Consider the following 25024-nt stretch of genomic DNA (forward strand, 5'->3'; position numbering starts at 1 on the left):
ATTAGGCAGACCTTTTTATAATGCTTGTAAAATCAATCCGACAGATGAATAAATAATTACTGTAGCAAATAATACTGTCATATGAATTAATGAGTAGGCAAACATTTTATTTGCCCACGTTCTCCCCTCCATTTTGCGATAGCCAACAAAGCTTAGCCATAACCAAATGCCGCCAAGAACTAGGGATACAAGCGTTAACCCTAAGCTTAATGGAAGGAATAAAAAGCTTGTGAAAATAAGTACAACTAAATAAATATTCGTTTGGATATATGTTCTACGCTGCCCTTTTGCCACAGGCAACATTGGAATATTGGCAGCAGCATAATCATCACGCTTACGAATAGCAATTGCATAAAAATGCGGCATTTGCCAAATAACCATAATAATAAACAATGCCCAACAAGCAGGATGCCAAATATCTGGTCCTACAGCCGCCCAGCCAATTAATGGCGGCATTGCTCCTGAAATACTGCCAACCTCAGTATTCCAAATTGTACGACGCTTCGTCCACATTGTATAAGGCACAACATAAAAGAACACGCCTAGAAAACCTAAAAACATCGCAAGTGCCGTTGTGAAAGCCAACGCTATTAACCCTAAAACAAAAAAAATAATTCCAACAATTAACACTGTCCGCGTGCTAAGCTCTCCAGTTACAGTAGGCCTTGTTTTTGTACGAGGCATAATCTCATCTATATCACGATCATATAAATTATTGAAAATACCTGCTGCCGCAATAACAAATGCTGAACCCACTATCGCCAAAATAATATTTGGGATGTTTTCGACAAAATTTAGTTCGTACGTATAAAGCGCAAGCATAAGTCCAGCAAACATCGGAATCAAATTCGACTTAATGATGCCCGTCTTAACAGCCTGTGCCCATAAATTTATAGTAGATTGCTTTTGCATAATAATTTACCCTCTGCTACCCCTCTTTATAGTCACTATTTATTAGTATACCTTATAGTAGGCACTATGCGCTATGGTACTAGCTGTTTTTTCGGAGAACCGTCATAATTCGATACATAAAAAGGTATTTTTCACATATGTCGAATATATATCGGCGACTTTTTTGTTTTATCAGCGGCTTTGGCAAATATATCAGTGACTTTCCCTAACTGTCAGTCAAGTTTTTGTAATAAACGCTTCGCACTATTCGCGGAATCTGCACCTACAAACGCCCAAAACTCCTCATTTGGAATCCATTCACCTACTAAGATGCCATTATCTTTGTAGTGATACTTGGGGGCTATCCAAAAAGCCGTGCATAGCCGGCATTTTGGACAGTAGCGATGATATTTCATAAAATGTTGATACATATAAACAGAAAACGCCTCTTTTAAAAATGGGATGAACATTGGCTTTAGCAGTGTTATCTTTGAGTAAAAGTGAAGCGATGAAAACATTGATTTCAATGCGGTGACAAAACAAAATGAACTTTTCGGACAACTCCGTAATGATAATGCATTTGCACATAAGCCTGACACTGTACGCAAAGCACACCTGTACAGATTTTTGTTTGCTCAATTTGTAACTGGGGTTTTTTAATTGTATGCATTTGCATTAATTTCGTAGTTAGGAGCTCTGTTGAGGTTAATTGTGCGGTGTTATGGTGTGCGAGGAGCTTTCTAATGTGGAATTCTAGCCCGCTACAATGGAAGATCGGCTCTCCTTTTGGGATATGGCCAATGATGGTTTTCGGATGGGAAAAAACAATCGCATATAATACAGGTAAATTGCGAACAACCGCTCGTAGCATTCTTTGATGGCGCCGCACTTGGTCCAGTGGATTGCGGAAACCATGGACTGTGCCATCCTCAAGCTTTCGAGTGAATTGGTAACGCGCCTCGTCAAAATCAACGCGCCCTGCAATATTTTTAATTTCCACTAGCAAAATAAACTTATCACAAAGGAAGATGCTATCTATTTGATGTGCATTTGTTTGAAAGTCATGCAGTAAATAATGTTGTTCTTCTAATTGCATATCCTGCCAACAACAGTCTACATAACGCTCGCCGGATAAACCTTGCTGTAGCCGTATCAACTCATCTTTAAATTTATGAAAACCTCGCCGAACTGCGGCTTGTAGCACCAACTCCTTTAGTGCTTTTTCACGTTGTAAAGCAATTATCCATTCGCCTTCTTTTTGATTTTCAAGCAAGCTCTCTCCATTTTTTCAAACGCATCCCCTTTAAATGGAACTACAGCTTGAAAAGATTTTCATCACTACTGCCCAAAAGCCGGCAACCGCACGGCTTTTGGGACAGTTCTATCCTATTTCAGCAGCTCATCAATCCAACGTTGTACTTTTAAGCCTTCTTCAAACGATACAATTAATGCATCCTCGCCTTGGAGTTGTGCTCGGCAAGCATCCAACAATGCTGCTGGTTGCACACTTGATGCTATTTTTTGTGCTTCTTCATATGCTGCACTTAGCCACAGCTCAGACCAGTTGCGCAATGTCATTACCTTTTCCGTACCGAATACTTTAAATTCTATGCGCTCCTCTTGTCCGATGCCAGATAAACCATTTAGCACAACGGGTAGGCCGCTTTTCGTTTTTGCTAAAGCGGATACACCTGTTTCGCATAAAGTCACGTCGGCAGGGTATGTTGTTTCATGTGATAAAATCTCAATATCTCCAAATAAATGATGCATTAATTGTAAGTAGTGTGGGAATACCTCACGAATAAAGCCACCTTGCTCACGCGATGCAATCCAAGGATTTTGCTGCCATTTCCTTGGCCACTCTGGGAAATATGTGTGAAGCTCGACACGCACAACTTCTCCTAGCTCCTTATTAGCTAAAGTTTGCTTTAATTGATGTACTGCTGGGCTATACATTAATGGGAAATGCATCGCTGTATGCACATCTGCTTCACTTGCTACTTGCACCATTTCTAGACCACCCTGTGCATCATGTGCCAGCGGTTTTTCAGAAAGAATATTTAATCCCTGTGCTGCAATTTCCTTCGCAAGTGGCGCATGGCTAACCGGTGGCGTCCCAATATATACCCAATCTGGGCGTGTCGCTAATAAATCCTCTAATGTTGTAACAGCAGGAATACTATATTTCTCAGCAATTTCCTGCAAACGTTCTTGATTTCCGTCGAAAATTGCCGCAATTTCGCAATTTGGATGCGCTAAAATTTGATTAATAATGCGCTCTCCTACAATACCTGTACCAATTAATGCAAATGTTGTTTTTGTCATAAAAACTATCCCCTAAACTTAGTAAAGTAAATTTTCTCATCTGGGCTGCCTAGAAAGTCAGCATTCTCTCTGATACAGTTTTGCTTCTTCGCTTTCATGTGAAAACAAAGACGTGAATCAAGTGTTTTCAATCTTATAACACCTGCATTCATTTCTCTAAATAAATTACATTCCAATAAGCAGCAAGCATTGTTTGAAAGATAGCACGATGGACTACTTTTCTAACACACCCATTTGATGCGAATTTATTAAATAGTCTAACATCTTCATAGTTTAACCGCTACTTTTTTAGTAAACAGACGAATCATTACTAACATAGCGACTACAATTGCAATAGCTAGCGCAAATGCAAGCACACTTGGAATTGTATCTATTGATGGCAGCAAGTTAGCTACAGGTAATCCCAATGCAATACTCATCAATTCGTCATATAGCAAAAATAGAACAATTACTAGTGGAATTGAAAGAAGCCCTAGTGTCGTGCCCAAACGGTAAAAGCTAACACTGATAAACCACCCTGCTACATAATAACAAAATATATTTAAAGCAAAAATAACCATCGCGCTAATGCCGCCATTCGTCATATCAATAAACGGGGAAAACAAAATATTTTGTATTACCTGACCAATGATTTCATCATCAGCCTCCATTATTTTTGTACTATCTGCAAATTGTAGTGGTAGCATTTTCGTTACGACGACTTCAATCATTAAAATTATTTTTATAATAATCGGAATTACTACAGCTACCCCAAATGAACCAATGGCTGCTCCGATAAAATAATTTTTGCGCGTTACACCATTGCTGACGAAATATTGAAGGAAGCCATATGCTGCGATAATTCCGATAACGAACATAAAAATATTAGAGGAATAAAAGATTAAGGTTGAAAAACTATCCATTCCCCCTTCATTCGCTAGCGTTTTAATCATTTTTGTAATAAAATTATTTGCCTCCATATTACCTATAAAAGATGCCAAGGCTCTTACTGAAAAAATGAGCAACATAACAAATAAATAGCCCGATGCCCAAGTCATCTGTGTCAAAAACATATCTAGTGCAACCTTCACGGAGCTGGATTTTTGCATATTAATCATTTCCTTCCTCTGTCAAATAAATAAACAAGTCTTGTAAGGCAATCGGGCCGATTTCTAGCCCTCGCCTTGCGGCTTCTTTATATTGCTGCTCTGATAAATCACCATAGACCATAACAGCCTTCGTGCCACCTAGCTGCTGTGTGTTGAGTTGGCGCATTGGTTGAACGAATACCTCTACGTCTTCCACTCGCCCTGTCACTGTTACACCTTTAGAAATAAGCTCCTCATATGCTTCATGCAAAATCATTGTACCTTTGTGTAAAATCAGTACTTCATCAAATAAATATTCCATTTCTGAAACAAGATGCGTAGACATTAGTATCATTCTTGGGAATCGCTCCTGAGATTTTAATAGCTCCTCATAAAAAATTGTTCGAGTTGGTGCATCCATCCCTGCATAAATCTCATCAAAAATCGTCACTGGTGCATTGCTTGCTAAGCCTATTACGGCATCAACTGCTGCTTGCATTCCTTTTGATAATTGTTTCATTTTTTTATCCTGTGGTATTTTAAAACGTGCTAGTAAATGCTGTGCATATTCCATATCAAAATTTGGACGATATTTTGCAATACCCGCTAGTAAATTTTTTACTTGGTCAGATTCTTCTTTGTAGTCTTTATTGTAAGCAAAAACAACTTGCTGCATTATTTCAGCGTTTTCAAATGGAGCTTGCTCTAAAACGGTTAATGTGCCTGTTGTTTGCTCCTGAAAAGATGCAACAATACTCAACAACGACGTTTTTCCAGCGCCATTCCTACCTAATAGACCATATATTTTATTGCCCTCTAGCTGAAACGAAATATTTTGTAATGCTGTATGCTGTCCGTAATCTAAGCCGATATTTTCCGCTTTCATCTTCATCATTCGCTTTCACGCTCCTTCACTTGTTTGATTAACTCAATAATTTCCTGCTCACTTATTTCAAGCTTATTTGCCTCTTGGATAAGAGCCACAACGTACTGGTCAACAAATGCTTCTTTTCTTTTTTTCATTAGCTTCTCCCTCGCTTCTGCTGCAACAAACATGCCGATTCCTCGCTTTTTATAAAGAATGCCTTCCTCCACCAATTGATTAATTCCCTTTGAAACGGTCGCATGATTAATTTTGTAAAAGCTAACAAGCTGATTTGTGGAAGGTGCTTGTTCTTCTTCTAGTAGCTGACCATTGACAATTTGGTCCTCAATTTTTTCACGAATTTGTTGGTAAATCGGTTTATCTTTATCAAATAGATGATTCAAATATTTCACCACCCTCTATAGTAATACGGTTATACACTTATGTATATAACCATAAAGGACAAAAAAATATTTGTCAATTTTTTATTTTTACTTCTTTTGAGAAAGTGCAATAATGAAAGCATTATCTCGTTCAAAAAGGTCTCTCTTGCGAATTAGAATAAAGTGAAACTTCAATCAGGCTTATACGGGCAGTTCATCTCAAACTTATCCTTAAGCCGATTTTTACTCAAGTCTCGAAGTGAGAGGCTTACTGCCCATTTATGCGAGATAAAATCTGGATGTGATTTTCAAAAATCGAAGGAGAAGGAGCAATGACTTTATTTCTTATTATTTTGCCTGCACTCGTCATTTTTTCGATTGGCTTTATCGCTCAAAAGTTTATCGGATTTGATATTAAGTCGATTTCTGCGATGTCGCTATACATACTGTCCCCCTGCCTAGCATTTAGGACATTTTTCACAAACGATATAACACTGGACTATGTGTATATGATGCTAGCTGCACTTGCATTAAGCTTTTCATTATTAGTAATTACATACATCGTTGCAAAACTATCGCGGGCGAACCAATCTGAAAGCTCCGCACTCATCTTAAGTAGCGTTTTTATGAATAGCGGAAATTACGGGGCACCTGTTGTACTATTTGCACTTGGCCCAGCAGGCTTTGATTATGCGGTTATTATTATGGTGTTGCATTCTCTGTTAATGAATACGCTTGGGATTTTCTTTGCAGCACTTGGAGGACATGGGGGTGGGGGACATAAGCAAGCATTACAGAGTGTCGTTCGTATGCCTGTGCTGTATGCTGCAATACTAGGCATGCTCTGCCATTATATTGGCTTAGAGCTATCCGCTCCTTTTCAAGATGCACTTAACCTTGTAGCAGAAGCGACAATTCCTATTATTATGCTTGTACTAGGAATGCAGCTCGCAGTTATTTCACGTAAAAAGGTAACATATCGCTTCGTTGTAGAGGCAAGTATTATACGTATGATTGCCTCACCTATCATAGCCGCATTCATTTTATCATTTTTACCTTTAAATGATTTGGCAAAAACTGTATTTATTATACAAGCGGCAATGCCCTCGGCAGCTAATACAACGATGCTTGCGCTTAAATACGATACAGAACCTGACCTCGTATCGTTTACAACACTTGTGACAACAGCAATTAGTGTTATTTCCTTACCTATTGTGTTGTATTTAGTAATTTAAGGGGAATCGGAATACATTTTGTACACTTTGAAAACTTTTTAAATCGGATTGAAGTGGATAAGTAAAATTAAAAAAATAACTGCCCAGAAAATAATGCACTTTCTGGACAGTCTTTTTCTTTTATTCCCCAAAAATAGTGACAATATCAGTAGCCGGCTTACGTTCCTTCGCCTTTGGCAGCTCATCAAAATAGCCTAATTGCAGCATAGCGATAACGCGTTCACCCGCTTTTACATTTAATGCTTCGCGGAATTTAGGCATATCTAAAAAGCCTGGCGTTTTCCAGCATGAGCCGATGCCTTTATCCCATGCAAGTAGCTGCATATTTTGCAAAAAGCTTGCGGCTGCAGCATAATCCTCTAAGCGCTCTTTTTGACGCGCATCTTCAGGCACAATCATAAATGCATAGCCACCTGGTAAAGTGAATTTTTGCATTTGTGCAACTAACATTTCTTCAGACAGCTCTTGCCATTTTGGTATCGCTAAGTCACGCAAAAGCTCATGTAGTTTTGGTAATTGTTCCTCGCATGCAACTACTAAACGCCAAGGTTCTCGTGTACCATGGTTTGGCGCCCAAGCTGCATCACCAATGATGCTTAGTAAATCTTCGCGCTTCACAGGCTGTCCGTTAAATTTTTTTATTGAACGACGAGTTGTAATGGCTTCTCGTACTGTTAATGCTTTTGTCATTATGCTATCTCCCCTTCTACAATTGATGCTCCTTCTCAATTATAAAGCTTTCATCACGAAAATACATCTGCTATATGAAAGTAATAGTAACGCATATTAGGAGTAGCTGCTGTTGAATCTCGATAATGATATGGTCTATCTGCACTATTTGATGTGTGCGCGTGAACATATGGAATACCACCTTGGATGCTCGTGACAATTGTCGTATGATCAATGCGGCTATCTCCGGAAAAATCGTAGGCTATGACATCTCCAATTTCAAGCTCTGTAGGTGAATAGACACGTGTTGCAGTAAGCCCCTCTTTTGATGTTTCTAAATACCAACGCAATGAATGAGCTACAGACCAACTAAAACTCCATATTCCTTGCTCAGGTAGCATCCACCAGCCTGTTGATTGATTAGGTGCGCCTCTCATCGGTGCACCCCCAGCATATAAACATTGTGATACAAAATTTGTACAATCATCTTGAAATGAAGGAAAGGCGGGGTTACGCCCATTCCACCACATCCTTGCATAAGCGACCGCTTGCTCACGATTGTAGCGCATCGTTTCTCCCCCTATTTACATATTTTTTCATTCATCGTGTCTAAAGCTCCCATATTCGCTCATGTTTTGTTACACTATTCTGTAATAGCATTATGCGAGGGGGATGATTTTTATGAGGCTAATTGCAGAGCGTGAAGTGACGGTTCCAACACCATTGTGTGATAAAAAGGGAAATTTGAATCCTGCTGCAATTGGTTTTGCAAGAAGACCATTGATTGATTGTAATGTTACAGGTCATTATTTACGGAAAAAAAAATGGAATTACTGGTGTGTTTACGGTGAGGATATATTATTTTCAGCTACAATAAGCCATTTAGATTATGCGGCTGTTTGTTTTGTCTATTTTTTAGAATATGAAACACAGCGCTATTTTGAAAAAACAATAACAGTTCCGCTTGGTACTAGTGTAAAAATGCCAACACAAGTACTGGAATCTGTGCAATTTGTACATGACGAGCTAAATATTCGCTTTACTTATAACAATGGCACAACACAGCTCTCAGTTTCTATACCTGACTTTGATAATGAACATTTGCAGGCAGACTTAACGATTCAACATCCTCAGCATGATGAATCATTGAATGTTGTCATCCCCTGGAGCAGACAAATTTTCCAATTTACTGCCAAACATCATACATTACCTACTTCTGGTACAGTTCAAATCGGTCAACGGAGCTATTCTTTCAATACAGAGGAATGCTTTGCAGTGCTTGATTACGGACGCGGTGTGTGGCCGCGGAAAGCAACATGGAATTGGGGAATGGCTTCACAACGCATTCGAGGAAGACGTATTGGGCTGAATTTCGGCGGTCAATGGACAGATGGAACAGGAATGACAGAAAACGCAATTTTCATTGATGGTAAAATGACAAAAATCGGTGAGGATGTAGCCTTTACATATAATCGCGCTAATTTTATGCAGCCGTGGGCAATCCATTCTAAGTCAAGCAATCAAGTAAATTTAACATTTACACCTTTTTTTGAGCGAATAGCAAAAACAGACGTAAAATTGGTTACGTCTGAGGTACATCAGCTCGTAGGCTATTATCACGGAACAATTGCATTGCCTGATGGAAAAATATTAACAATTCAACAAATGTTAGGCTGCATTGAGGAACATGTGGCGAAGTGGTAAATAGTGGCGTCCAAAAAGCCTTGCAAGCTTTTAGGACGCCCGCTCTTTTAGGCATAAGAATGTAACCCTGCTATTACTAAATTAACGAACACCTGATTAAATACGATAAGCCCAAAGCCGATAATCGCCAGCCATGCTGTACGCTCCCCTTCCCATTCTTTTGTTAAGCGAAGATGCAGTAAGGCTGCATAAAATAACCATGTAATCAATGCCCATACCTCTTTCGGGTCCCAGCCCCAATATCTGCCCCAAGCAATTTGTGCCCAAATCATGGCAAAAAACAAACCGCCTAATGAGAATAAAGGAAAACCAATTAAAATTGAACGATGAGAAATTTCATCAAGTAATCTCAAATCAATACGTGATATAAATGGCTTCAGTATCTCACAAAGTGCTTTGCGCATCGTTAGTCGAATAATTAAATAGAGCAAGCCCCCTACTAAATAAGACCATATAATTGTATTTAATTTTTGTGCATCAACACTTGCAGATAACGCAAACAAGCCTACCTCTGCTTTATTTGAGATAATTATAGGCAATGTATATGTAGCACTAATAATTTGTCCTTTTTTATTCGCAAACTCAATCACTTGAGAGCTGAAAAACAAACGGCAAAATGTGGATATTAAAATAAATCCAACTACTACAACAAGATTAAATAATACAAGCTCTAACCATTTTGCACCACGTGTTTTTGCTCCCGTATTTGTTGTTTTTAACAAGTACATTACACTTGTTATAAAGGCTACAGATAAAATGGCACTTGAAGCAGCTACTGTAATAACATGTACTGCTAGCCAATGACTTTGCAAGCTAGGTATTAATGGTGTAGCTTTATTTGAAAATACACTGCCATAGCCTAAAATTATGAGCGCAATCGGGATTGCAAAGAAACCAATTGACCATTGCTTATAAAGATAGCTCATTAGCAATACGGCTCCTATTAACATAATGCCGAAAAACGTCATAAATTCATACATATTACTTACAGGAGCATATCCTATTGCCTTCCATCTACATGTGAAATATATTATTTGTAAAATAAAAGCAAGCCATGTTAATGCTAATGCACTTCTCCAGCTTATAGCGTGTTTTGTTTTTGTCGCAAAGCCAAATGGAATAATGGCAATTAGCAATAAAAGAAAAGAAAACAATAATGTATTGCTGCTTAATAATAAGTAATTCATCCATTTCCCTCTTTCTGTTACGTAAATGCTATACTGTTCATTGTAGAAACTTACGCTAGAAAAAGCTGAACTTTATCTCAAGCGTTAGAAAATTCCTCTTGAACGTCTTATGATTTGGAAGGATGTATTTAATGGACTCACTTTTTTGGGTTTTTAGTATATTAAATTACTTCATTGTATTTGGCTCTTTATTTTATTTATTAGATATTCGCCCCACTGCTCAGGCTATTGCTATTACTTTATTGTTCAATGGGTGCATTGCACTACATGCCATCTATTTTGCTGACTACCCTTGGGTTGCGTTAATTTTAAGCATTTGTTTGAGTAGCACTTACTTTTTTTATATAACGAAACAAAGCATCGTCTTTTTACATAGTGTAATTGTTTTATTGTTATCTATTCTTGTGGAATATGCTAGCCTGCTGTTAATAGAGTCGCTTCAGTTCTCGACAACCATCCATGCAGCACTGCTCATTATATTATTTATGCTAGTGCTTTATTGTTATAAATCATTTATTAATAAGACATTACGGCAAATACCACTGCCATTAAAAATAGAGTTATTCTTAATTTTCATGGCAATAACAACAATCATTATATTTTATGTAACAGTCTTTATTCCTTCGAGTGAGGGAAATATATCATTCTCATTATTTAATTTTAGTCTGCTGCTTTGTTATTTTCTCTTTCTTTTTTTAACAACCCAAGTATTGATTCAAGCTGTTAAAAAAGAAGCGATTATAAAACAAAAGGAATTAGCACAGCATTCTTTCTACGAATATATGACTCAGTTGGAGCAAATGAATCGGGAAATTCAGCAAGTACAGCATGATTATTCTAATATACTATTAGCAATACGAGGCTATATAGAAAATGAAAATATAGAGGGGCTAAAATCTTATTTTGAAAAGGTCACTTCAATTACTCAATCTCCATCTATTCGTAGTCTACAACAACTTGAAAATATCAAATTAATTGAATTAAAAGGTCTTCTTAGTTCCAAAATTGTCAAAGCTCATAGCCTCTCAATTAGTATCAATGTAGAAATACCTAACAGCATTAAAAACTTATTTATCGAATCAATCGATTTAGTAAGAGCAATTGGTATTTTATTTGATAACGCTATTGAGGCATGTACACAGCATCCTATGCCACAAATACAATTCGCTATTTTACCTATTGCTTCAGACCAACAAATAATTATTCTTCGAAACACAACGACTCAAAACTATATTGACATAAAAAAACTATTTGAAGAAAACTATTCAACTAAACGAAAAAATCGAGGCATAGGTTTATATAATATTAAGCAATTATTAAATCACTACCCGAACGTCACACTCAATACATATGTAGAGGAAGATTGGTTTGTGCAAGAAATGCTAATAGAGAGGAAGGAACTTTATGCGAGTAGCCATATGTGAAGATGATTCCTACTATCAAAAACTAATTGTAGATTCAATAAGAAATTATTCGTTATTTCAAGCGCCTAGTATTTCAATCGCATGTTGCACAAATGAGCCATCTATCTTATTGAGAGAGATGAAAGAAAAGCAAATCGATTGTTACATACTAGATATTGAGCTCAATAGTACGACAAATGGTTTAGATATTGCTCAAGCAATACGCGAGCAGGACCCACTTGCCCATATTATTTTTATTACAACTTATGCAAATTACTTAACTTTGACTATTAAATATAAATTAGCTGCACTTGATTTTATTGTGAAAGATACATCATCCCAAATACAGACTGATATTACCGATGCATTGCAAGCAGCATTTACTAAATACAGGCAGTTCGGTACAACAAATCAAGATAAATGGTTTCAAATTAAAATTGGAGAAAAAATAAAAAATATAGCACTAACTGATATTTATTATTTCGAAACAGCCTCACAGCCACACAAAGTCGAACTTCACGAACGCAACGGCTGTTATTCATTTTATGGCACTTTAAAGGAGCTAGATTATTTGGGAGAGGATTTTTTTCGCTGTCACAAAAGCTTTTTAGTACATCTAAAAAAGATAAAGGAAGTTAATTTTAAAGAGCGTCGTATTGTCATGGAAAATGGAAGCCATTGCCCTATAGCCTTTCGTTCAATTACAGCTCTTCAAAGGGCATTAAAAAATAGTTACTCATAATATCAATTACATCTCGGCGTAATTGTGTCTGGAATCTGTGAAATTCGCACATACCTACTGCTTCGCTTTCAGTATATATAGAGAGGGGCTGTCCGAAAAGTTTATATCTTTTCAGACAGCCCCCTACTTCTTTATTAAATATTCGCTAAAAATATTTACTCCTTCGGTAGTCACAATAAATTGTCACTATCCTTGTCTCAAAATAATTTTTCAGACGCCCCTTCTCTTCTAAAACCCTCTATTAAGCCTCTTCCGGCTCTACTGCTTCTTCTTCTGTTTCAGTTGCTTCTTCCTCAACAGTTGGTGGTGAAACAGTAACTAATACTTCTTCATCTTGATTCAAAATATCATACTCATGCTGTGTACGAATATCGCCAACAGTCAACGAGGAACCGATAGCCAAATCCGTCACATCTACTTCAATCGTTTCAGGTATGGCATTTGGCTTAACTTTAATTGTAATATCACGAATCGGCTGTAGCAGTAGCCCGCCTTCTGAAACACCAACAGCGTTACCTGTAATAGCTACTGGTATACTTACTTCCAAATCCTCTGACATGTTGATTACTTGGAAGTCTACATGTTTAACAAAGCCTTTTAAAGCATCGCGCTGTATTTCCGATAAAACGGCATTCACTTTTTTGCTCTCTAGCTCAAGCTGAAATATGCCATTGCTTCCGTTTTCCGATAATGCTTTTGCAAATTGTTTTGCATCAATTGAAATTGGTGTAGACTCAACTTGATAGCCATACACTACTCCCGGGATTGCCCCTTGCTGGCGCAACTGTGTAAGTGTTGAATGCTGCCCCTTTGTGCGTTTATTAGTAGATAAAGCTGTACTCATTGTATCTTCCCCTTTCTATGTTTTTATGTATACCCAGTAATAATTACTTTTAAACATCTTCTACTACTTGCCTACTACTTCTACAATTTGGTAAGATGAGTTTCTGACTTACATATACGATTGGAGGAATGGACCAAATGCAACATCCTGATTACCAAGACGAGGTACAACGATTAGAACAGACAAAGGCATATATGCATGACATTTTATATGCATCTGAGCGCGACTTACAGGCGGCGCAGCAAAATATTCGTTCTGCCATGGCAAATCTTGAATACATTGATTCCAGTGATAGTTTTTTGAATATTTTAACAAATGCTCGTTTTTTTGAGATGGCTCGTACACAAAAAGAAGGACTAGAGGCTGTTATGCAAAAGCCTTATTTTGCACGTATCCATTTCCAACGTACTGGTGAGCAAGAGGAATTTTTATATATCGGGAAAACTTCGCTCTTTGATTGCGAAACGAATGAACCAATTATCGTTGATTGGCGCTCACCTGTAGCAAATGTTTATTACGATGGGCGGCTCGGCGACATGACGTATCGAGTTCGCGAGGAGGAGCATACTGGTCATTTATTCGCTAAGCGACAATATAAAATTGAGCAAGGACAATTACTCGATTTTCAGGATGTGGATTTAACGACAAATGACGAATTGCTACAGGAGGCACTCGCTGGGAAAGCTGATGTCCGCCTAACGGAAATTGTTTCAACTATTCAAAAGGAGCAAAATGAAATTATTCGTGCCCATTTGCGCCAGCCCATATTAGTACAAGGCGCTGCTGGTAGTGGGAAGACAACAATTGCTCTACATCGTATCTCTTACTTCCTTTACACAATGGGCGAGCATTTTAAGCCAGAGCAGCTTATGATTTTAGCACCAAGCAAATTATTTATCGAATATATTGGCGACGTGCTACCAGAGCTAGGGGTCGATAAAATTTGTCAAACGACCTATGCAGAATATGTGCAAAATGCAATTGGTCTTAAGCTAAAGCTGCAAAATCCAAATGAACAATTAGAGGATATTATCGAAAACAGCAATGCTGTACTCCCTACATTTTCAATCCCACAAATGAAAGGCTCGCTCATCTACCGCGATATAATGGAGCGCTATGTAAAACGACATGAGGGGCAGCTCGCCTCTTTATTTGAAGATATTTTTTTAGAAAAGTATCGAATTATTCGAGGTGCTCATTTACAAAAACTTTTTTTACATGAATTTGCCTATATGCCAATCGAAAAAAGGCTAGAGCGTATTAAACTCGTTATTCAAACAGAGGTGAAACGCAAAACGACCGCTGTATTAAATACTTTAAATAGTCGTTATGAGGAGGCAATTGGACGAGCTTTAAACGGTATACGCGATGCAGAAAATCGCCGTCGCATCGTCACAAAATATATTGATGAACGAGATGCACGTATCCCCAAAATCAAAGCATTAGCCAAAACAGTTACATCCTCTTATATGAAACGCTTTACTAAACTGAAAATTAAAGTAGCTTATCGCGATATCGTGACAAATCGTTTATTATTACAAGATTTAGCACTTGAATGGACATTACAGGAACAGGAGCAATTTTTACAGGCACATATAAAAGAACGCTGGGCATTAGAGGATTTAGCAGCTCTTTACTATTTACAGGCGCGCCTCAAAGGGATTGATGAGCGTTGGAAAATGCGAGTTGTCTTTATTGACGAGGTGCAAGACTATAGCATATTTCAGCTCGCTGCTTTAAAGATGGGACTTGAAACAGATATGTTTACAATGGTAGGAGACTTAGCGCAAGGCATTCATAGCTATCGTTCTGTAACAGAATGGGCACCTGTGCTAGAGCTATTTCCAAGAGCGACATATGCAACATTACAAAAAAGCTACCGCACAACAATCGAAATTATGGAAGTAGCTAATAAAGTTTTGGCGAAAATGCAGGAGAATTTACCATTAGTTGAACCTGTTGTACGCCATGGAAAAACACCTACTTTTATTCAAGCAGAAAAATTTGATGTTGCCACAATTGCAAAAACTTACGCATCAATTCAAGCCGCTGGTCATCGCTCAGTTGCACTTATTTGTAAAACCTCGAAGGAGGCAGGTAAGTTTGTTACATTGCTCCAAGCTCACTCAATTCACGCAGCAGAGCTAGATGAAAACTCTAGCATTGATCAAGCAACATTGCTCGTTATACCATCCCATTTAGCAAAGGGGCTAGAGTTTGATGCGGTAATAATCGCTGCTTTCGATATTCCGTTTTACAATCATGCAATCGATCGTAAGCTACTTTACGTAGCATTAACTCGTGCAATGCATGAACTATACTTAATTGGACCAGCTAAAGAAACATTTCTATTATAATTGCTACTCACGGGGTGGCACTTTAAAAAACGGCTTTTTCACAAACCATTTTTGAAAGAGCTTTTTACGCAACCTTTGGAAAATAGTCCTCTTTTCTGCTTCATTTCGGTTTTTAGGTAGTGCAGGCATACGCATTATAAAGTGAACCTCCAATCGGTGAGGAGCTTCTTATTCCCGCTGATTGGTAGTGTCACCAATCAGTTTTTGCAGGCTGTCTGTTCTCCCACCTAAATATTTTGTTTTGCTAACTCTCGTCCAGATTTTTTAAGCTATTTGGTAGAAGTTAATCTAAAAGCGCCATATCCTGTGACATCCACCGAGGCATACAGCCTGTTAGTACAGGATAAAATCTCCTTTTCAACGATGAAGGCTGTCGGATAATTTTTTCCAACAGCCTTCTTTTACTATATTTATATGAGAGAAAAAGTGAGATTATGCTTTATTTACATAGACATAATAATCGATTTGCGTTGATTTAATGAATCCACCCTTTTCATAGATGGAGAGGGCACGTGCATTATCAATTTCAACATCTAGTAGCACATGCTGCTGTCCTTCATCAAATGCTAGCTGCTGCACCCATTTTAATAGCGTTGAACCAATGCCACGCCCCGCATACTGAGGGTGTACAGCTAATGCAGTCAACCATTGGACTGCATTTTCCTCGCGAGTTGTCACAGTTCCAACAACACTGCCCTCCATCACTGCTACCCATAAAATTAAATTTTCCGCTGCTGTATTGTATGCAATTAAATCTTGCGCCTCTTCTACCGTATCTCCAAATGCCGCCATAAATGTTTCGATTAATATTTGCTGGTCCGCTTGCTCATATCGACGGATAACAATATTTTCTTGCTGCTCGCTAGCCTTTGCCTCTCCTTGCATCGTCACCTCAGAAAAGCTATATTGATAGCCATTGTTCGCTAAAAACATTGCGCCGAATGGGGCCTGCTCTAATGTTAAAGCAAGCTCGCCTTCAGCCTCGCGCATAGACAGCCCTTTATATACTTCCTGCAATAACGACTGTCCAATACCAAGTTGACGATATGTTGGCGCCACAACAATGGACCATTCATATGTTTTTAACCCCATCATATCAACCGCACTTGCCAAACCGACAAGCTTATTATACTCATCATCATAGACGAGCACGCAAAAGCCTGACATTTCATAATTTTTGGCTGCTTGTATGTTCATAATAAGCTCATATCGTACAGCGTCAGCCAGTGCAGCTTCCTCACATAGCTTAAGTATTTCTTCAAATGTTTCCATATCGATAGGAAACGACACCGTTACTGCTGAAAAATTCATAATACCCATATTCCTCTCTTTCGTTTAACCTACCATCGAAGCGTAAATACCATTTTTCGCAATTAACTCCTCCTGTGTGCCAGCCTCTACAAGCTCACCTTGTTGCATCACAAAAACAATATCCGCGTTTCGAATCGTATTTAAACGATGCGCAATAACAAAGCTTGTTCGCCCCTCCATTAATACTTCAAGCGCCTCTTGAATTTTCATTTCAGTTACTGTATCGATACTGCTTGTTGCTTCATCTAATAGTAAAATAACAGGATCAGCTACAAAGGCACGTGCAATAGATAGCAATTGCTTTTGCCCTTGTGATATTTCGCTTCCATCGGCTGTTAATAATGTATTATAGCCTTCTGGCAATTGCATAATAAAATCATGCGCATTGGCTTTTTTAGCTGCTTCTTCTATTTCTTCATTTGTTGCATTTAAGCGACCGTAGCGAATATTTTCATAAACTGTTGCCTCAAATAGAAAAGGCTCTTGCAATACGAATGCCATTTGACTACGTAAAGCCTCACGTGTAAAATCACGCACATTCATACCATCAAACAGTACCGCACCTTCATTTGTATCATAAAAGCGAGAAATTAGCTGCATAATTGTCGTCTTTCCAGCACCTGTTGCCCCTACTAAAGCGGCTGTCTGTCCTCGCTCTACAGCAAAGCTTACATTTTTTAATGTATGCCCTTCCTCTGTTTGCTCATATTTAAAGGAAACATTTTGGAAAGCAACTGCCCCCTTTAGCTGATGCCCCTTTTCGATATATCCTGTTTCTATCTCGTCCTGCTCATCCATTATAGAAAACACGCGCTCTGCTCCTGCGATTGCGGACAGTACCGTATTGAATTGGTTAGCCAAATCATTCAATGGACGCGTAAATTGGCGAGCGTATTCAGTAAAAATAACAATCATCCCAATTGAAGCATGACCATTTAAAGCGAGTAAGCCCCCAACGCCTGCTACAATTGCAAAACTTGCGTTATTCAATCCATTCATTACCTTCGGAATATAGCCCGAGTAAGCTAATGCCCAAAAGCCTACTAGTCTTAGACGACCATTCCTCTCTTGAAACTCCTCTTTCACGCGTTCTTCCTGCGAAAATGCTTTGACAATGCGCTGTCCTGATATCGTTTCCTCAATCATTCCATTAAGTGCACCTACGGCTGCCTGTTGTTCCTTAAATAGCTTCCCTGTTCTACGTGTAATCCAACGCATTGCTACAAACATTGCAGGAATAATAATCATTGTCAACAATGTTAAAAGCGGGCTTAAATAAAGCATAACAACTACTGTCCCCGTCAATGTTAAAACGCTGGAGAACACTTGAATAAACGCACTATTTAGTGTTGCACTTACCGTCTCAATATCATTTGTTGCACGGCTCATTAATTCTCCATGCTGCCTTTTATCAAAAAAGCTAATTGGCAGGCGTAATAATTTATTAAACACACCGACTCTCATGCGATAAATTGTCTGCTGTGCAACACCAATCATCCAATAGTTTTGCAAATAGAGCGATAATGCAAGTACAACATAAATCGCTATAAGCAAGCCAATCATAAAGAGCATACCGTCAAAATCACCTGGCACAATATAATTGTCAATTATTTTTCCAATTAAAAACGGACCAATTAATGCTAAAGCTGAGCTCACAACAACCATTACAAGCACCATTACTAATAGAAAACGCTGCTCATCAACAATTTTCCAAATGCGGGCTAGCGTTGACTTCCAATCATTCGCACGAGGTCCTTTTTTCTTCTCTGTTGTTTGCCGCAAATCTGCCTTCGTCAATACACGCTCGTAGCCAAAAGGTTTGTCTAGGAATTTCATAGCTCCTCCCCCTGTTCCTGCTGTGATTGTGCAATTTTTTTATATAAATCGCTTGTTTGTAACAGTTCATCATGACTGCCAAAGCCTACAACGCGTCCTGCATCTAATAGCAATATGCGGTCTGCCCCGCGCGCTGTACGAATCTTTTGGGTTACGACAAGCATTGTTGCTCGTTCCTTCTCTAAAGCAGCCCATAAAGCGGCCTCGGTTTTAACGTCTAATGCAGAGGTGCTATCATCCAATAATAATATTTGTGATTTTCGAATAAGCGCACGCGCAATCGACAAGCGTTGCTTTTGTCCACCAGATAAGTTAACACCTTTTTGCCCAACACGTGTCTCATAAGCGTTCGGGAAGCTTTCTACAGATTCATGTATTTGCGCCTGTCTCGTTGCTGCCTCTACCTCTGCTAAGCTAGCATCGACCTTGCCCCAACTGACATTTTCCAAAATAGAGCCTGTAAAAAGAAGCGATTGCTGTGGCACAAATCCTATCATGGCACGCAAATCATCCAAATCCCATGCCTTAACATCACGTCCATTGACAAATACTTGCCCACCTGTTGCTTCATAAAAGCGTGGAATTAAATTTAGCAGTGTCGACTTACCTGCTCCTGTCGCCCCCATAATTGCTAGCTTTTCACCTTGTTTTACATCAAAGGAAACATTATGTAATACATTTAGCTCACCATTATATGAAAATGATACATTATCAAAACGCACCGTTCCTAATTGCGCTTCATTAAATTCCTCTTCTTGACCGGCACGAATTTCAAGCCCGTCCTCGATAATTAAAATTTCCTCCATACGTTCTGCCGAAGCCTTCGCACGAGCAAAAGCGATAATAATAAAGGCAAACATAGAAAATGCACCTGTCATACGCATCGCATAGTTGACGATGGCTATTAAATCCCCTACTTGTGCATTGTTACTATTCACTTCTGCTGCACCGAACCATAGAACTGCAAGCAAGCTTAAATTCATGACAAGCAGTAAAACGGGCATAATTAACTCCATCGTACGCAAAGCTTTCACCGTATCAATCTTTAAGCCTTCTGCCACTTTATTAAAGCGGCTTGCCTCATAATGCCCGCGCATATAAGCCTTTACTAAACGCATCGCCTGTAAGCTCTCCTGCAGCACGCGGTTTACTCGGTCAAGACGTCCTTGTACCTTACTAAAATAGGCCACTCCACGCTTTACCATAATCGCTAAAAAAATAACTAAAATCGGTGCACCAATCATTAAAAATAAGGCAATTTTAGCATTTACAATAAAAGCCATCACCATGCTGCCAATAACTGAAAGCGGCGCACGTAGCATAATACGCAAGCTCATGAAAAAGACGTTTTGTACTTGCGTAATGTCACTTGTTAAACGTGTAATTAAACTAGAAGTTGGAAACTTTAAATAGGTAGCCATTGTAAATGACTGAATTTTACTAAATAAAGCATTGCGCAAATCATAGCCAAAGCTTAGAGCAGCATGTGACGCAAAATATGAATTAATAATCCCTACCACTAAGGCTAATAGTGATAGAGCAAGCATGACTAGCCCCCAATACCATATCGCTTGTCCATCCTGCGCCAAAATCCCATCATCAACTATTCTCGCCATAATTAACGGCTGCGCAAGCTCAACAATTAACTCAATCAACATGAGAGCGAGAGCTATGAGCGCAGGCCATTTATACGGCTTTACATAAGAAAATACCGTTTTCATCTTAACACCCCTTACCACTTTTGCACTGAGATAGAAAGAACCGCTACCTCTGTGAAAGCAAACAACTAGCTGGAATAAAGTAACCCCTCAATCAGTGAAGGTTTATTTCGTCTTCCACTGAATTAGTAGTTCCACCATCCGGGTTTTAACAGACTACTTATCCCCCAATTGAATATTTCATTTTACAGCCTGTTAATACGGGATGATCGTATTCCCTCAAGCTGTCACACTATTTTATTTTGTAACTCGAAATATAATTATGCCACAATATTCTTAAAAATTAAACTTTGCTTTGTTTTGAATTAGTATCCTCTAAAATTAGAGGTAAATCAGTGAAGATATGATTGATTGAATCGACATATAGTAAATATGAAATAAATAGCTTTCTATTTTTAATGAGAAATTATTCTCTCTTTTCTTTTACAAAATAAACAATTGTAACGTCCTTTAGAAAATTTTTTCAAAATACACCCACATACCGTTTCAAAAGATATATAATATACTCAATTGGAAAAATTATATTCATACTTTATACCTAAAACACTTTATGCACATCCCTTTTTAATCTAAAAATAGAGGAGGACCATTCGGTATGAAAGGATTACAACTATCTAACATTAATAAAGAACTATTGGACCAAACGCAGTTCCCTTCCTTTATTATTGATAAGCGCGGGTACTTATTACAATGGACAGCAGCCTGTGAAAACTTATTAGGATATGCGACACAAGACTTTTCTTCTGGGTCAGCTATATTTACTGAACAATTATTTTCCATGGCCCCCCCGCATATTTATGAAACAATTTTAAAGAGTAAGGAAGCGATAAAGCTTGAACCTTTACAGCTATTAACGAAAACGGAGCAATTAATTGAAGCTGCACTTATGGCATCACCTTGCCAATTTGAAGAGCAACAAGGAATATTGATTACCTGCATTCCAATGAAAAATATCCGCACATTCCACCATGATGGTGATATGCTTGTTCATTTGAAAAACAGCATTATGTCTTATTTCATGGTTGTGACAGTTGATTATGAAGGTCTTATTACACAATGCAATGATTTATTTTTAAAAACAAGTCACTGGACACCGAAGCGCGTTATCGGAAAGTCCTTTTGGCAGCTATTCCCAAAATCCTCTACAGGCATGCAAGCTGCTGAGGAAATTTGGGAAACACTGCAGAAGGGCAATATGTGGAAGGGCGAGGTAGAAAAAATCACAAAGGATGGTATGCTCTATTGGACTGATTTATTAGCCATCCCGATAGCAGGCAATCGCTCATTTTTATTGATTGAAAAAGATATTACACGCGATAAAACGATACAGCTACAGCTTGAAAAAATCGCTTATATTGACACAGAAACAGGCTTTATGAATGTACATCGTCTGGAGCAATTAATAGATGAAATGATACAGGAAGATCGCCGATTCTCTTTTGTTTATATTAGCATCGATAAGTTTTACACGCTGAAGGGCTTGTCAGAGTTTAATACTACGCAAACGCTAGCCGCAGATTTTGCAAAGCGCATTAAAATGTATTTTCAGGACAGTACAGCGGCGCGCATTAATGCAAGTGATTTTGTTGTTATCACACCTTTACCAGAATGGTTTATTCAAGGGTTTTTAGCATATTTACAACAAAATCCTATTTACAACGATAATATCGCCGTTCCACTTTCAATTAGTGGTAGTATCACACGTTTTCCAGAGGACCAATTATCTTTCGCTCAGATGATGAAGGCCTCTACTAGAACAATAACAAATGTACGCAAAGCAGGAGGTAATAGCATTATGTCGCTTTCTAAAGAAGCGCATAAAGCTTTAAGTCGACAAGCACTGATTGAAAAGCGCCTTTTACTGGCTCTTGACCAAAAAAACTTAAATGTCCTATATCAGCCACAGCTAGATATGCAAACAGGAGCAATTGTTGCGGCTGAGGCACTTGTCCGCTGGATGGATGAGGAAATTGGGGTTGTCACACCAGATGAATTAATACCAATAGCTGAAGAAACAGGGCTTATCCACTCCATTGGTTCTTTTGTTTTAGAGCAAGCATGTGAGCAAGCTTTAGCATGGCAAAAGCAGGGGATTCCATTAAAAGTAAGTATCAATGTTTCGATTCGTGAATTCCGAGACAAAAATATGGCTCGCTCCATTTTAGAAACATTGGAACGTACAAAATGCCCTGCCCACTTAATTCAAATCGAAATTACTGAGAAATTTGCATTAGAGGCAGAAAGCGAAACAGCAATCATGAAGCAAATGCGTAAACTAGAGCAGGAGGGTATCGCTTTTGTGCTCGATGATTTCGGCACAGGCTATGCTTCTTTCCGCTACATGCAATTATTGCCTCTTAAAACAATAAAGATTGATGCAACATTTATTCGAGCAATGACACAATCTGAAAAAACAGAGCATCTTGTACGCGGTATTATACAGCTAGCTAAATCGATGCAACTTACGATTTTAGCAGAGGGTGTTGAAACCGCAGAACAATTTAAAATATTAAAAAGCTCGGGCTGTGATTTAGTACAAGGCTTCTATGTATGTAAGCCAACAACTGCTGATGATGTGAAGGCACTATATTACAATAAAATATAGAAGGAAAACATTAAGACGAGCGGGGAGCTGTCCAAAAAGCCGAGCATGGCCGGCATTTTGGACAGTAGCGATGATGTTTCACAAAATGTTGATTCATATAAACAGAAAACGCCTCTTTTAAAAATGGGATGAACATTGGCTTTAGCAGTGTTATCCTTCAGTAAAAGGGAACATTGATTTCAATGCGGTGTCAAAACAAAATAGACTTTTCGGACAACTCCCCGCTACAAAGTTTATTCTACGTTTTTACATTCGAAGCCTATCTTTTCACTTTCACAAATGATTGGATAGAGGTTTTTCCTTTTCGTAGCATGCTAAACAAAATTTGCATTATAACTTCAGCAAATACGAGCCCCATCGCGATGGCCCCTGAAATCATAAAGACGCGCATTCCATTTTGCATTCCTAATGCATAATCTAGCTCTACAATGCTGCGCATCGTATTGTAGGCAACCCCTCCCGGAACAAGCGGGATAATGCCTGATACACTATAAATAATCATTGGCATACGGAATCTTCTTGCTAATGCTTGAGCTAAAATAGCTACAACAAATGCGCCAGCAAATGAGGCTTTCACCTCGTCCACCCCATGCGACCCAAGCTCATAGTAAATGAGCCAGCCGATTGCTCCAACGGCTCCACAATATGGAATAGCTTTAATTGGTGCATTAAATATTACACCAAAACAGGCTGTTGCTATAAAGCTAAAAATTATTTGAATGATATACTCCATCTATTCCCCTCCATTACCATGCCATCACAAGTGCAATGCCTGCACCGATTGCAAATGCTGTTAAAAAGGCTTCGGCGCCCTTTGCCATCCCAGCGGTAAAATGCCCTGCCATTAAATCACGTACCGCATTTGTAATAAGAAGACCGGGTACAAGCGGCATAACAGAACCAATTATAATTTTATCTATTTGTGTACCATAACCGAAATAAAGCGCCAGTGAGGCAATCATTCCAACTACAAGTGTAGCAACAAACTCAGAGAAAAATTTTACCCGAGTTAGCTTCTGCATCATTGTTGCAACATATAGCCCCGCGCCGCCTGCTATGAAGGCTGCCGGCATATCTCCCCATATTCCACCAAATAATATTAAAAAGCTAATACTAGCAAAGGAGGCTGCTAAAACTTGTATAATAATTGGTAGAAAATAATTTGTTTTTTGTATCTTATTTAACTCGTCATATGCTTGTTCTAATGTTATGATGTGAGATGTAAGCTTTCGCGACACATTATTAACAAGTGCAATACGGTGTAAATCTGTCACTCTTGTTGAAATAGCTGAAATACGTGTCGGCTGTGTTTTACCAAGAGAAAATATAATACCAGTTGGAGTTACATAGCTTTGGGCATCATTCATATTTTGTGAACGCGCCATTCGAAGCATCGTATCCTCCACTCGATATGTTTCTGCTCCACTTTCCATCATAATGCGACCAGCCAATAAGAAGCAATCAATGGCTAATTCGTTTTGTTGGGGCTTCTCTATCATCTTTCAAACCTCCCTTGGTATTTTAACTGAACTAAAAGCAAACTTTATCTATTTCTCTTAATAGTAGTGACTACTATCTTTATATTCAAGTCGTAATAGATTAAATCAGGCGTATTGATTAGCCTTTATTTTATAAACAGCGCCTAACAATTCGTTGATTTCCATTACCGGGGACGCTTTTCTCGGAGTGCGGCTTCAACTAGGTTTTTTCGAGCATGCTTGAAAACCCCTCTTCAAAAACTAAAGTTATTAAGCCGATTATATACATATTAGCGTGTATTTGATTATCCGCCTAAATAAAGTGAAACTTCAATCAGTGGGGGTTCCCCTCATCTCTCACTTATCCTTTAGCGTATTTTCACTTAAATCTTGAAGTGGGCATC

22 protein-coding genes are annotated in these 25024 nt (G+C 38.5%); 6 read left to right on the forward strand and 16 right to left on the reverse strand.

From position 1 onward, the window contains the following. Nucleotides 1–15 precede the first annotated feature (15 nt). The 7 genes from cyoE to MHB51_RS09885 form a co-directional block, all read right to left on the reverse strand. On the reverse strand, nucleotides 16–912 hold the full coding sequence (gene cyoE, locus MHB51_RS09855; RefSeq protein WP_066167927.1) for a heme o synthase: 897 nt from the start codon (nucleotides 910–912) through the stop codon (nucleotides 16–18). 212 nt (nucleotides 913–1124) lie between these two features. Then, the gene (locus MHB51_RS09860) at nucleotides 1125–1361 is read right to left on the reverse strand and encodes a hypothetical protein (RefSeq protein WP_342558052.1); all 237 of its coding nucleotides are present in this window, start codon (nucleotides 1359–1361) and stop codon (nucleotides 1125–1127) included. Nucleotides 1362–1414: 53 nt separating this feature from the next. Continuing rightward, the gene (locus MHB51_RS09865) at nucleotides 1415–2164 is read right to left on the reverse strand and encodes a nuclease-related domain-containing protein (protein ID WP_342558053.1); all 750 of its coding nucleotides are present in this window, start codon (nucleotides 2162–2164) and stop codon (nucleotides 1415–1417) included. 113 nt (nucleotides 2165–2277) lie between these two features. After that, nucleotides 2278–3216 (reverse strand): Gfo/Idh/MocA family oxidoreductase, encoded by a 939-nt coding sequence (locus MHB51_RS09870; protein ID WP_342558054.1) that lies wholly within the window; start codon nucleotides 3214–3216, stop codon nucleotides 2278–2280. A gap of 266 nt (nucleotides 3217–3482) precedes the next feature. Further along, nucleotides 3483–4313 (reverse strand): hypothetical protein, encoded by an 831-nt coding sequence (locus MHB51_RS09875; RefSeq protein ID WP_066167915.1) that lies wholly within the window; start codon nucleotides 4311–4313, stop codon nucleotides 3483–3485. Further along, on the reverse strand, nucleotides 4306–5178 hold the full coding sequence (locus tag MHB51_RS09880; RefSeq protein WP_342558055.1) for an ABC transporter ATP-binding protein: 873 nt from the start codon (nucleotides 5176–5178) through the stop codon (nucleotides 4306–4308). Before MHB51_RS09880 ends, MHB51_RS09875 begins: the two co-directional genes overlap by 8 nt. Further along, nucleotides 5175–5552 (reverse strand): GntR family transcriptional regulator, encoded by a 378-nt coding sequence (locus MHB51_RS09885; RefSeq protein WP_066167912.1) that lies wholly within the window; start codon nucleotides 5550–5552, stop codon nucleotides 5175–5177. Before MHB51_RS09885 ends, MHB51_RS09880 begins: the two co-directional genes overlap by 4 nt. 311 nt (nucleotides 5553–5863) lie before the next feature. Between MHB51_RS09885 and MHB51_RS09890 the strand changes: the two genes are divergently transcribed. Further along, entirely contained in the window at nucleotides 5864–6766 is a 903-nt protein-coding gene (locus MHB51_RS09890) for an AEC family transporter (protein WP_342558056.1), read from the forward strand. A gap of 120 nt (nucleotides 6767–6886) precedes the next feature. Here the strand turns inward: MHB51_RS09890 and MHB51_RS09895 are convergent, their stop codons facing one another. After that, nucleotides 6887–7459, reverse strand: a complete 573-nt coding sequence (locus tag MHB51_RS09895; protein ID WP_342473184.1) for a nitroreductase — start codon at nucleotides 7457–7459, stop codon at nucleotides 6887–6889. Nucleotides 7460–7509: 50 nt separating this feature from the next. Continuing rightward, the gene (locus MHB51_RS09900; protein WP_066167904.1) at nucleotides 7510–8004 is read right to left on the reverse strand and encodes an amidase domain-containing protein; all 495 of its coding nucleotides are present in this window, start codon (nucleotides 8002–8004) and stop codon (nucleotides 7510–7512) included. A 112-nt stretch (nucleotides 8005–8116) separates the two neighbouring features. On the opposite strand from MHB51_RS09900, the gene MHB51_RS09905 reads away from it, so the two are divergent. Further along, the gene (locus tag MHB51_RS09905; protein WP_342558057.1) at nucleotides 8117–9139 is read left to right on the forward strand and encodes a DUF2804 domain-containing protein; all 1023 of its coding nucleotides are present in this window, start codon (nucleotides 8117–8119) and stop codon (nucleotides 9137–9139) included. A gap of 47 nt (nucleotides 9140–9186) precedes the next feature. Here the strand turns inward: MHB51_RS09905 and ccsB are convergent, their stop codons facing one another. Then, on the reverse strand, nucleotides 9187–10326 hold the full coding sequence (ccsB, locus tag MHB51_RS09910; protein ID WP_342558058.1) for a c-type cytochrome biogenesis protein CcsB: 1140 nt from the start codon (nucleotides 10324–10326) through the stop codon (nucleotides 9187–9189). A 131-nt stretch (nucleotides 10327–10457) separates the two neighbouring features. Between ccsB and MHB51_RS09915 the strand changes: the two genes are divergently transcribed. Both MHB51_RS09915 and MHB51_RS09920 read left to right on the forward strand, forming a co-directional pair. Then, a complete protein-coding gene (locus MHB51_RS09915) occupies nucleotides 10458–11750 on the forward strand; it encodes a GHKL domain-containing protein (RefSeq protein ID WP_342558059.1) in 1293 nt (430 codons plus the stop codon). Then, nucleotides 11731–12471 carry a LytTR family DNA-binding domain-containing protein gene (locus MHB51_RS09920; RefSeq protein WP_342558060.1) on the forward strand — a complete coding sequence of 247 codons (741 nt, stop codon included), beginning with the start codon at nucleotides 11731–11733 and terminating at the stop codon, nucleotides 12469–12471. The genes MHB51_RS09915 and MHB51_RS09920 overlap by 20 nt, the downstream gene beginning before the upstream one ends. Before the next feature lie 241 nt (nucleotides 12472–12712). On the opposite strand, the gene MHB51_RS09925 is transcribed toward MHB51_RS09920, so the two are convergent. After that, nucleotides 12713–13315, reverse strand: coding sequence for a 50S ribosomal protein L25/general stress protein Ctc (locus MHB51_RS09925; protein WP_107941953.1), 603 nt, complete (start codon nucleotides 13313–13315; stop codon nucleotides 12713–12715). Between the two features lie 137 nt (nucleotides 13316–13452). On the opposite strand from MHB51_RS09925, the gene helD reads away from it, so the two are divergent. After that, entirely contained in the window at nucleotides 13453–15672 is a 2220-nt protein-coding gene (helD, locus tag MHB51_RS09930; protein WP_342559480.1) for an RNA polymerase recycling motor HelD, read from the forward strand. Between the two features lie 432 nt (nucleotides 15673–16104). On the opposite strand, the gene MHB51_RS09935 is transcribed toward helD, so the two are convergent. Genes MHB51_RS09935 through MHB51_RS09945 form a run of 3 tightly spaced genes read right to left on the reverse strand, consistent with a single transcriptional unit; the run spans nucleotide 16105 to nucleotide 20540 of the window. Further along, nucleotides 16105–16983, reverse strand: a complete 879-nt coding sequence (locus tag MHB51_RS09935; protein WP_342558061.1) for a GNAT family N-acetyltransferase — start codon at nucleotides 16981–16983, stop codon at nucleotides 16105–16107. A gap of 24 nt (nucleotides 16984–17007) precedes the next feature. Beyond that, entirely contained in the window at nucleotides 17008–18819 is a 1812-nt protein-coding gene (locus tag MHB51_RS09940; RefSeq protein ID WP_342471367.1) for an ABC transporter ATP-binding protein, read from the reverse strand. Beyond that, nucleotides 18816–20540, reverse strand: a complete 1725-nt coding sequence (locus tag MHB51_RS09945) for an ABC transporter ATP-binding protein (protein WP_342558062.1) — start codon at nucleotides 20538–20540, stop codon at nucleotides 18816–18818. The genes MHB51_RS09940 and MHB51_RS09945 overlap by 4 nt, the downstream gene beginning before the upstream one ends. Before the next feature lie 592 nt (nucleotides 20541–21132). Between MHB51_RS09945 and MHB51_RS09950 the strand changes: the two genes are divergently transcribed. Continuing rightward, the gene (locus MHB51_RS09950; protein WP_342558063.1) at nucleotides 21133–23142 is read left to right on the forward strand and encodes an EAL domain-containing protein; all 2010 of its coding nucleotides are present in this window, start codon (nucleotides 21133–21135) and stop codon (nucleotides 23140–23142) included. A 259-nt stretch (nucleotides 23143–23401) separates the two neighbouring features. Here MHB51_RS09950 and MHB51_RS09955 read toward each other — a convergent pair whose 3' ends face one another. Both MHB51_RS09955 and MHB51_RS09960 read right to left on the reverse strand, forming a co-directional pair. Next, on the reverse strand, nucleotides 23402–23875 hold the full coding sequence (locus tag MHB51_RS09955; protein WP_066167877.1) for a threonine/serine exporter family protein: 474 nt from the start codon (nucleotides 23873–23875) through the stop codon (nucleotides 23402–23404). 13 nt (nucleotides 23876–23888) lie between these two features. After that, nucleotides 23889–24641: a threonine/serine exporter family protein gene (locus tag MHB51_RS09960; RefSeq protein WP_107941948.1), complete on the reverse strand. Its 753-nt coding sequence runs from the start codon at nucleotides 24639–24641 to the stop codon at nucleotides 23889–23891. Nucleotides 24642–25024: the final 383 nt, after the last annotated feature.

Origin of the sequence: Metasolibacillus sp. FSL K6-0083 (genome assembly GCF_038630865.1) — a bacterium.
In the GTDB taxonomy this organism is placed as follows: domain Bacteria; phylum Bacillota; class Bacilli; order Bacillales_A; family Planococcaceae; genus Metasolibacillus; species Metasolibacillus fluoroglycofenilyticus.

Coding starts and splice junctions, on each gene's coding strand:
- cyoE (WP_066167927.1), bottom strand. CDS start 912: ATGCAAAAGCAATCTACTATAAATTTATGGGCACAGGCTGTTAAGACG.
- MHB51_RS09860 (WP_342558052.1), bottom strand. CDS start 1,361: ATGTTCATCCCATTTTTAAAAGAGGCGTTTTCTGTTTATATGTATCAA.
- MHB51_RS09870 (WP_342558054.1), bottom strand. CDS start 3,216: ATGACAAAAACAACATTTGCATTAATTGGTACAGGTATTGTAGGAGAG.
- MHB51_RS09875 (WP_066167915.1), bottom strand. CDS start 4,313: ATGATTAATATGCAAAAATCCAGCTCCGTGAAGGTTGCACTAGATATG.
- MHB51_RS09880 (WP_342558055.1), bottom strand. CDS start 5,178: ATGATGAAGATGAAAGCGGAAAATATCGGCTTAGATTACGGACAGCAT.
- MHB51_RS09890 (WP_342558056.1), top strand. CDS start 5,864: ATGACTTTATTTCTTATTATTTTGCCTGCACTCGTCATTTTTTCGATT.
- MHB51_RS09900 (WP_066167904.1), bottom strand. CDS start 8,004: ATGCGCTACAATCGTGAGCAAGCGGTCGCTTATGCAAGGATGTGGTGG.
- MHB51_RS09905 (WP_342558057.1), top strand. CDS start 8,117: ATGAGGCTAATTGCAGAGCGTGAAGTGACGGTTCCAACACCATTGTGT.
- ccsB (WP_342558058.1), bottom strand. CDS start 10,326: ATGAATTACTTATTATTAAGCAGCAATACATTATTGTTTTCTTTTCTT.
- MHB51_RS09915 (WP_342558059.1), top strand. CDS start 10,458: ATGGACTCACTTTTTTGGGTTTTTAGTATATTAAATTACTTCATTGTA.
- MHB51_RS09920 (WP_342558060.1), top strand. CDS start 11,731: ATGCGAGTAGCCATATGTGAAGATGATTCCTACTATCAAAAACTAATT.
- MHB51_RS09925 (WP_107941953.1), bottom strand. CDS start 13,315: ATGAGTACAGCTTTATCTACTAATAAACGCACAAAGGGGCAGCATTCA.
- helD (WP_342559480.1), top strand. CDS start 13,453: ATGCAACATCCTGATTACCAAGACGAGGTACAACGATTAGAACAGACA.
- MHB51_RS09935 (WP_342558061.1), bottom strand. CDS start 16,983: ATGAATTTTTCAGCAGTAACGGTGTCGTTTCCTATCGATATGGAAACA.
- MHB51_RS09940 (WP_342471367.1), bottom strand. CDS start 18,819: ATGAAATTCCTAGACAAACCTTTTGGCTACGAGCGTGTATTGACGAAG.
- MHB51_RS09945 (WP_342558062.1), bottom strand. CDS start 20,540: ATGAAAACGGTATTTTCTTATGTAAAGCCGTATAAATGGCCTGCGCTC.
- MHB51_RS09950 (WP_342558063.1), top strand. CDS start 21,133: ATGAAAGGATTACAACTATCTAACATTAATAAAGAACTATTGGACCAA.
- MHB51_RS09955 (WP_066167877.1), bottom strand. CDS start 23,875: ATGGAGTATATCATTCAAATAATTTTTAGCTTTATAGCAACAGCCTGT.
- MHB51_RS09960 (WP_107941948.1), bottom strand. CDS start 24,641: ATGATAGAGAAGCCCCAACAAAACGAATTAGCCATTGATTGCTTCTTA.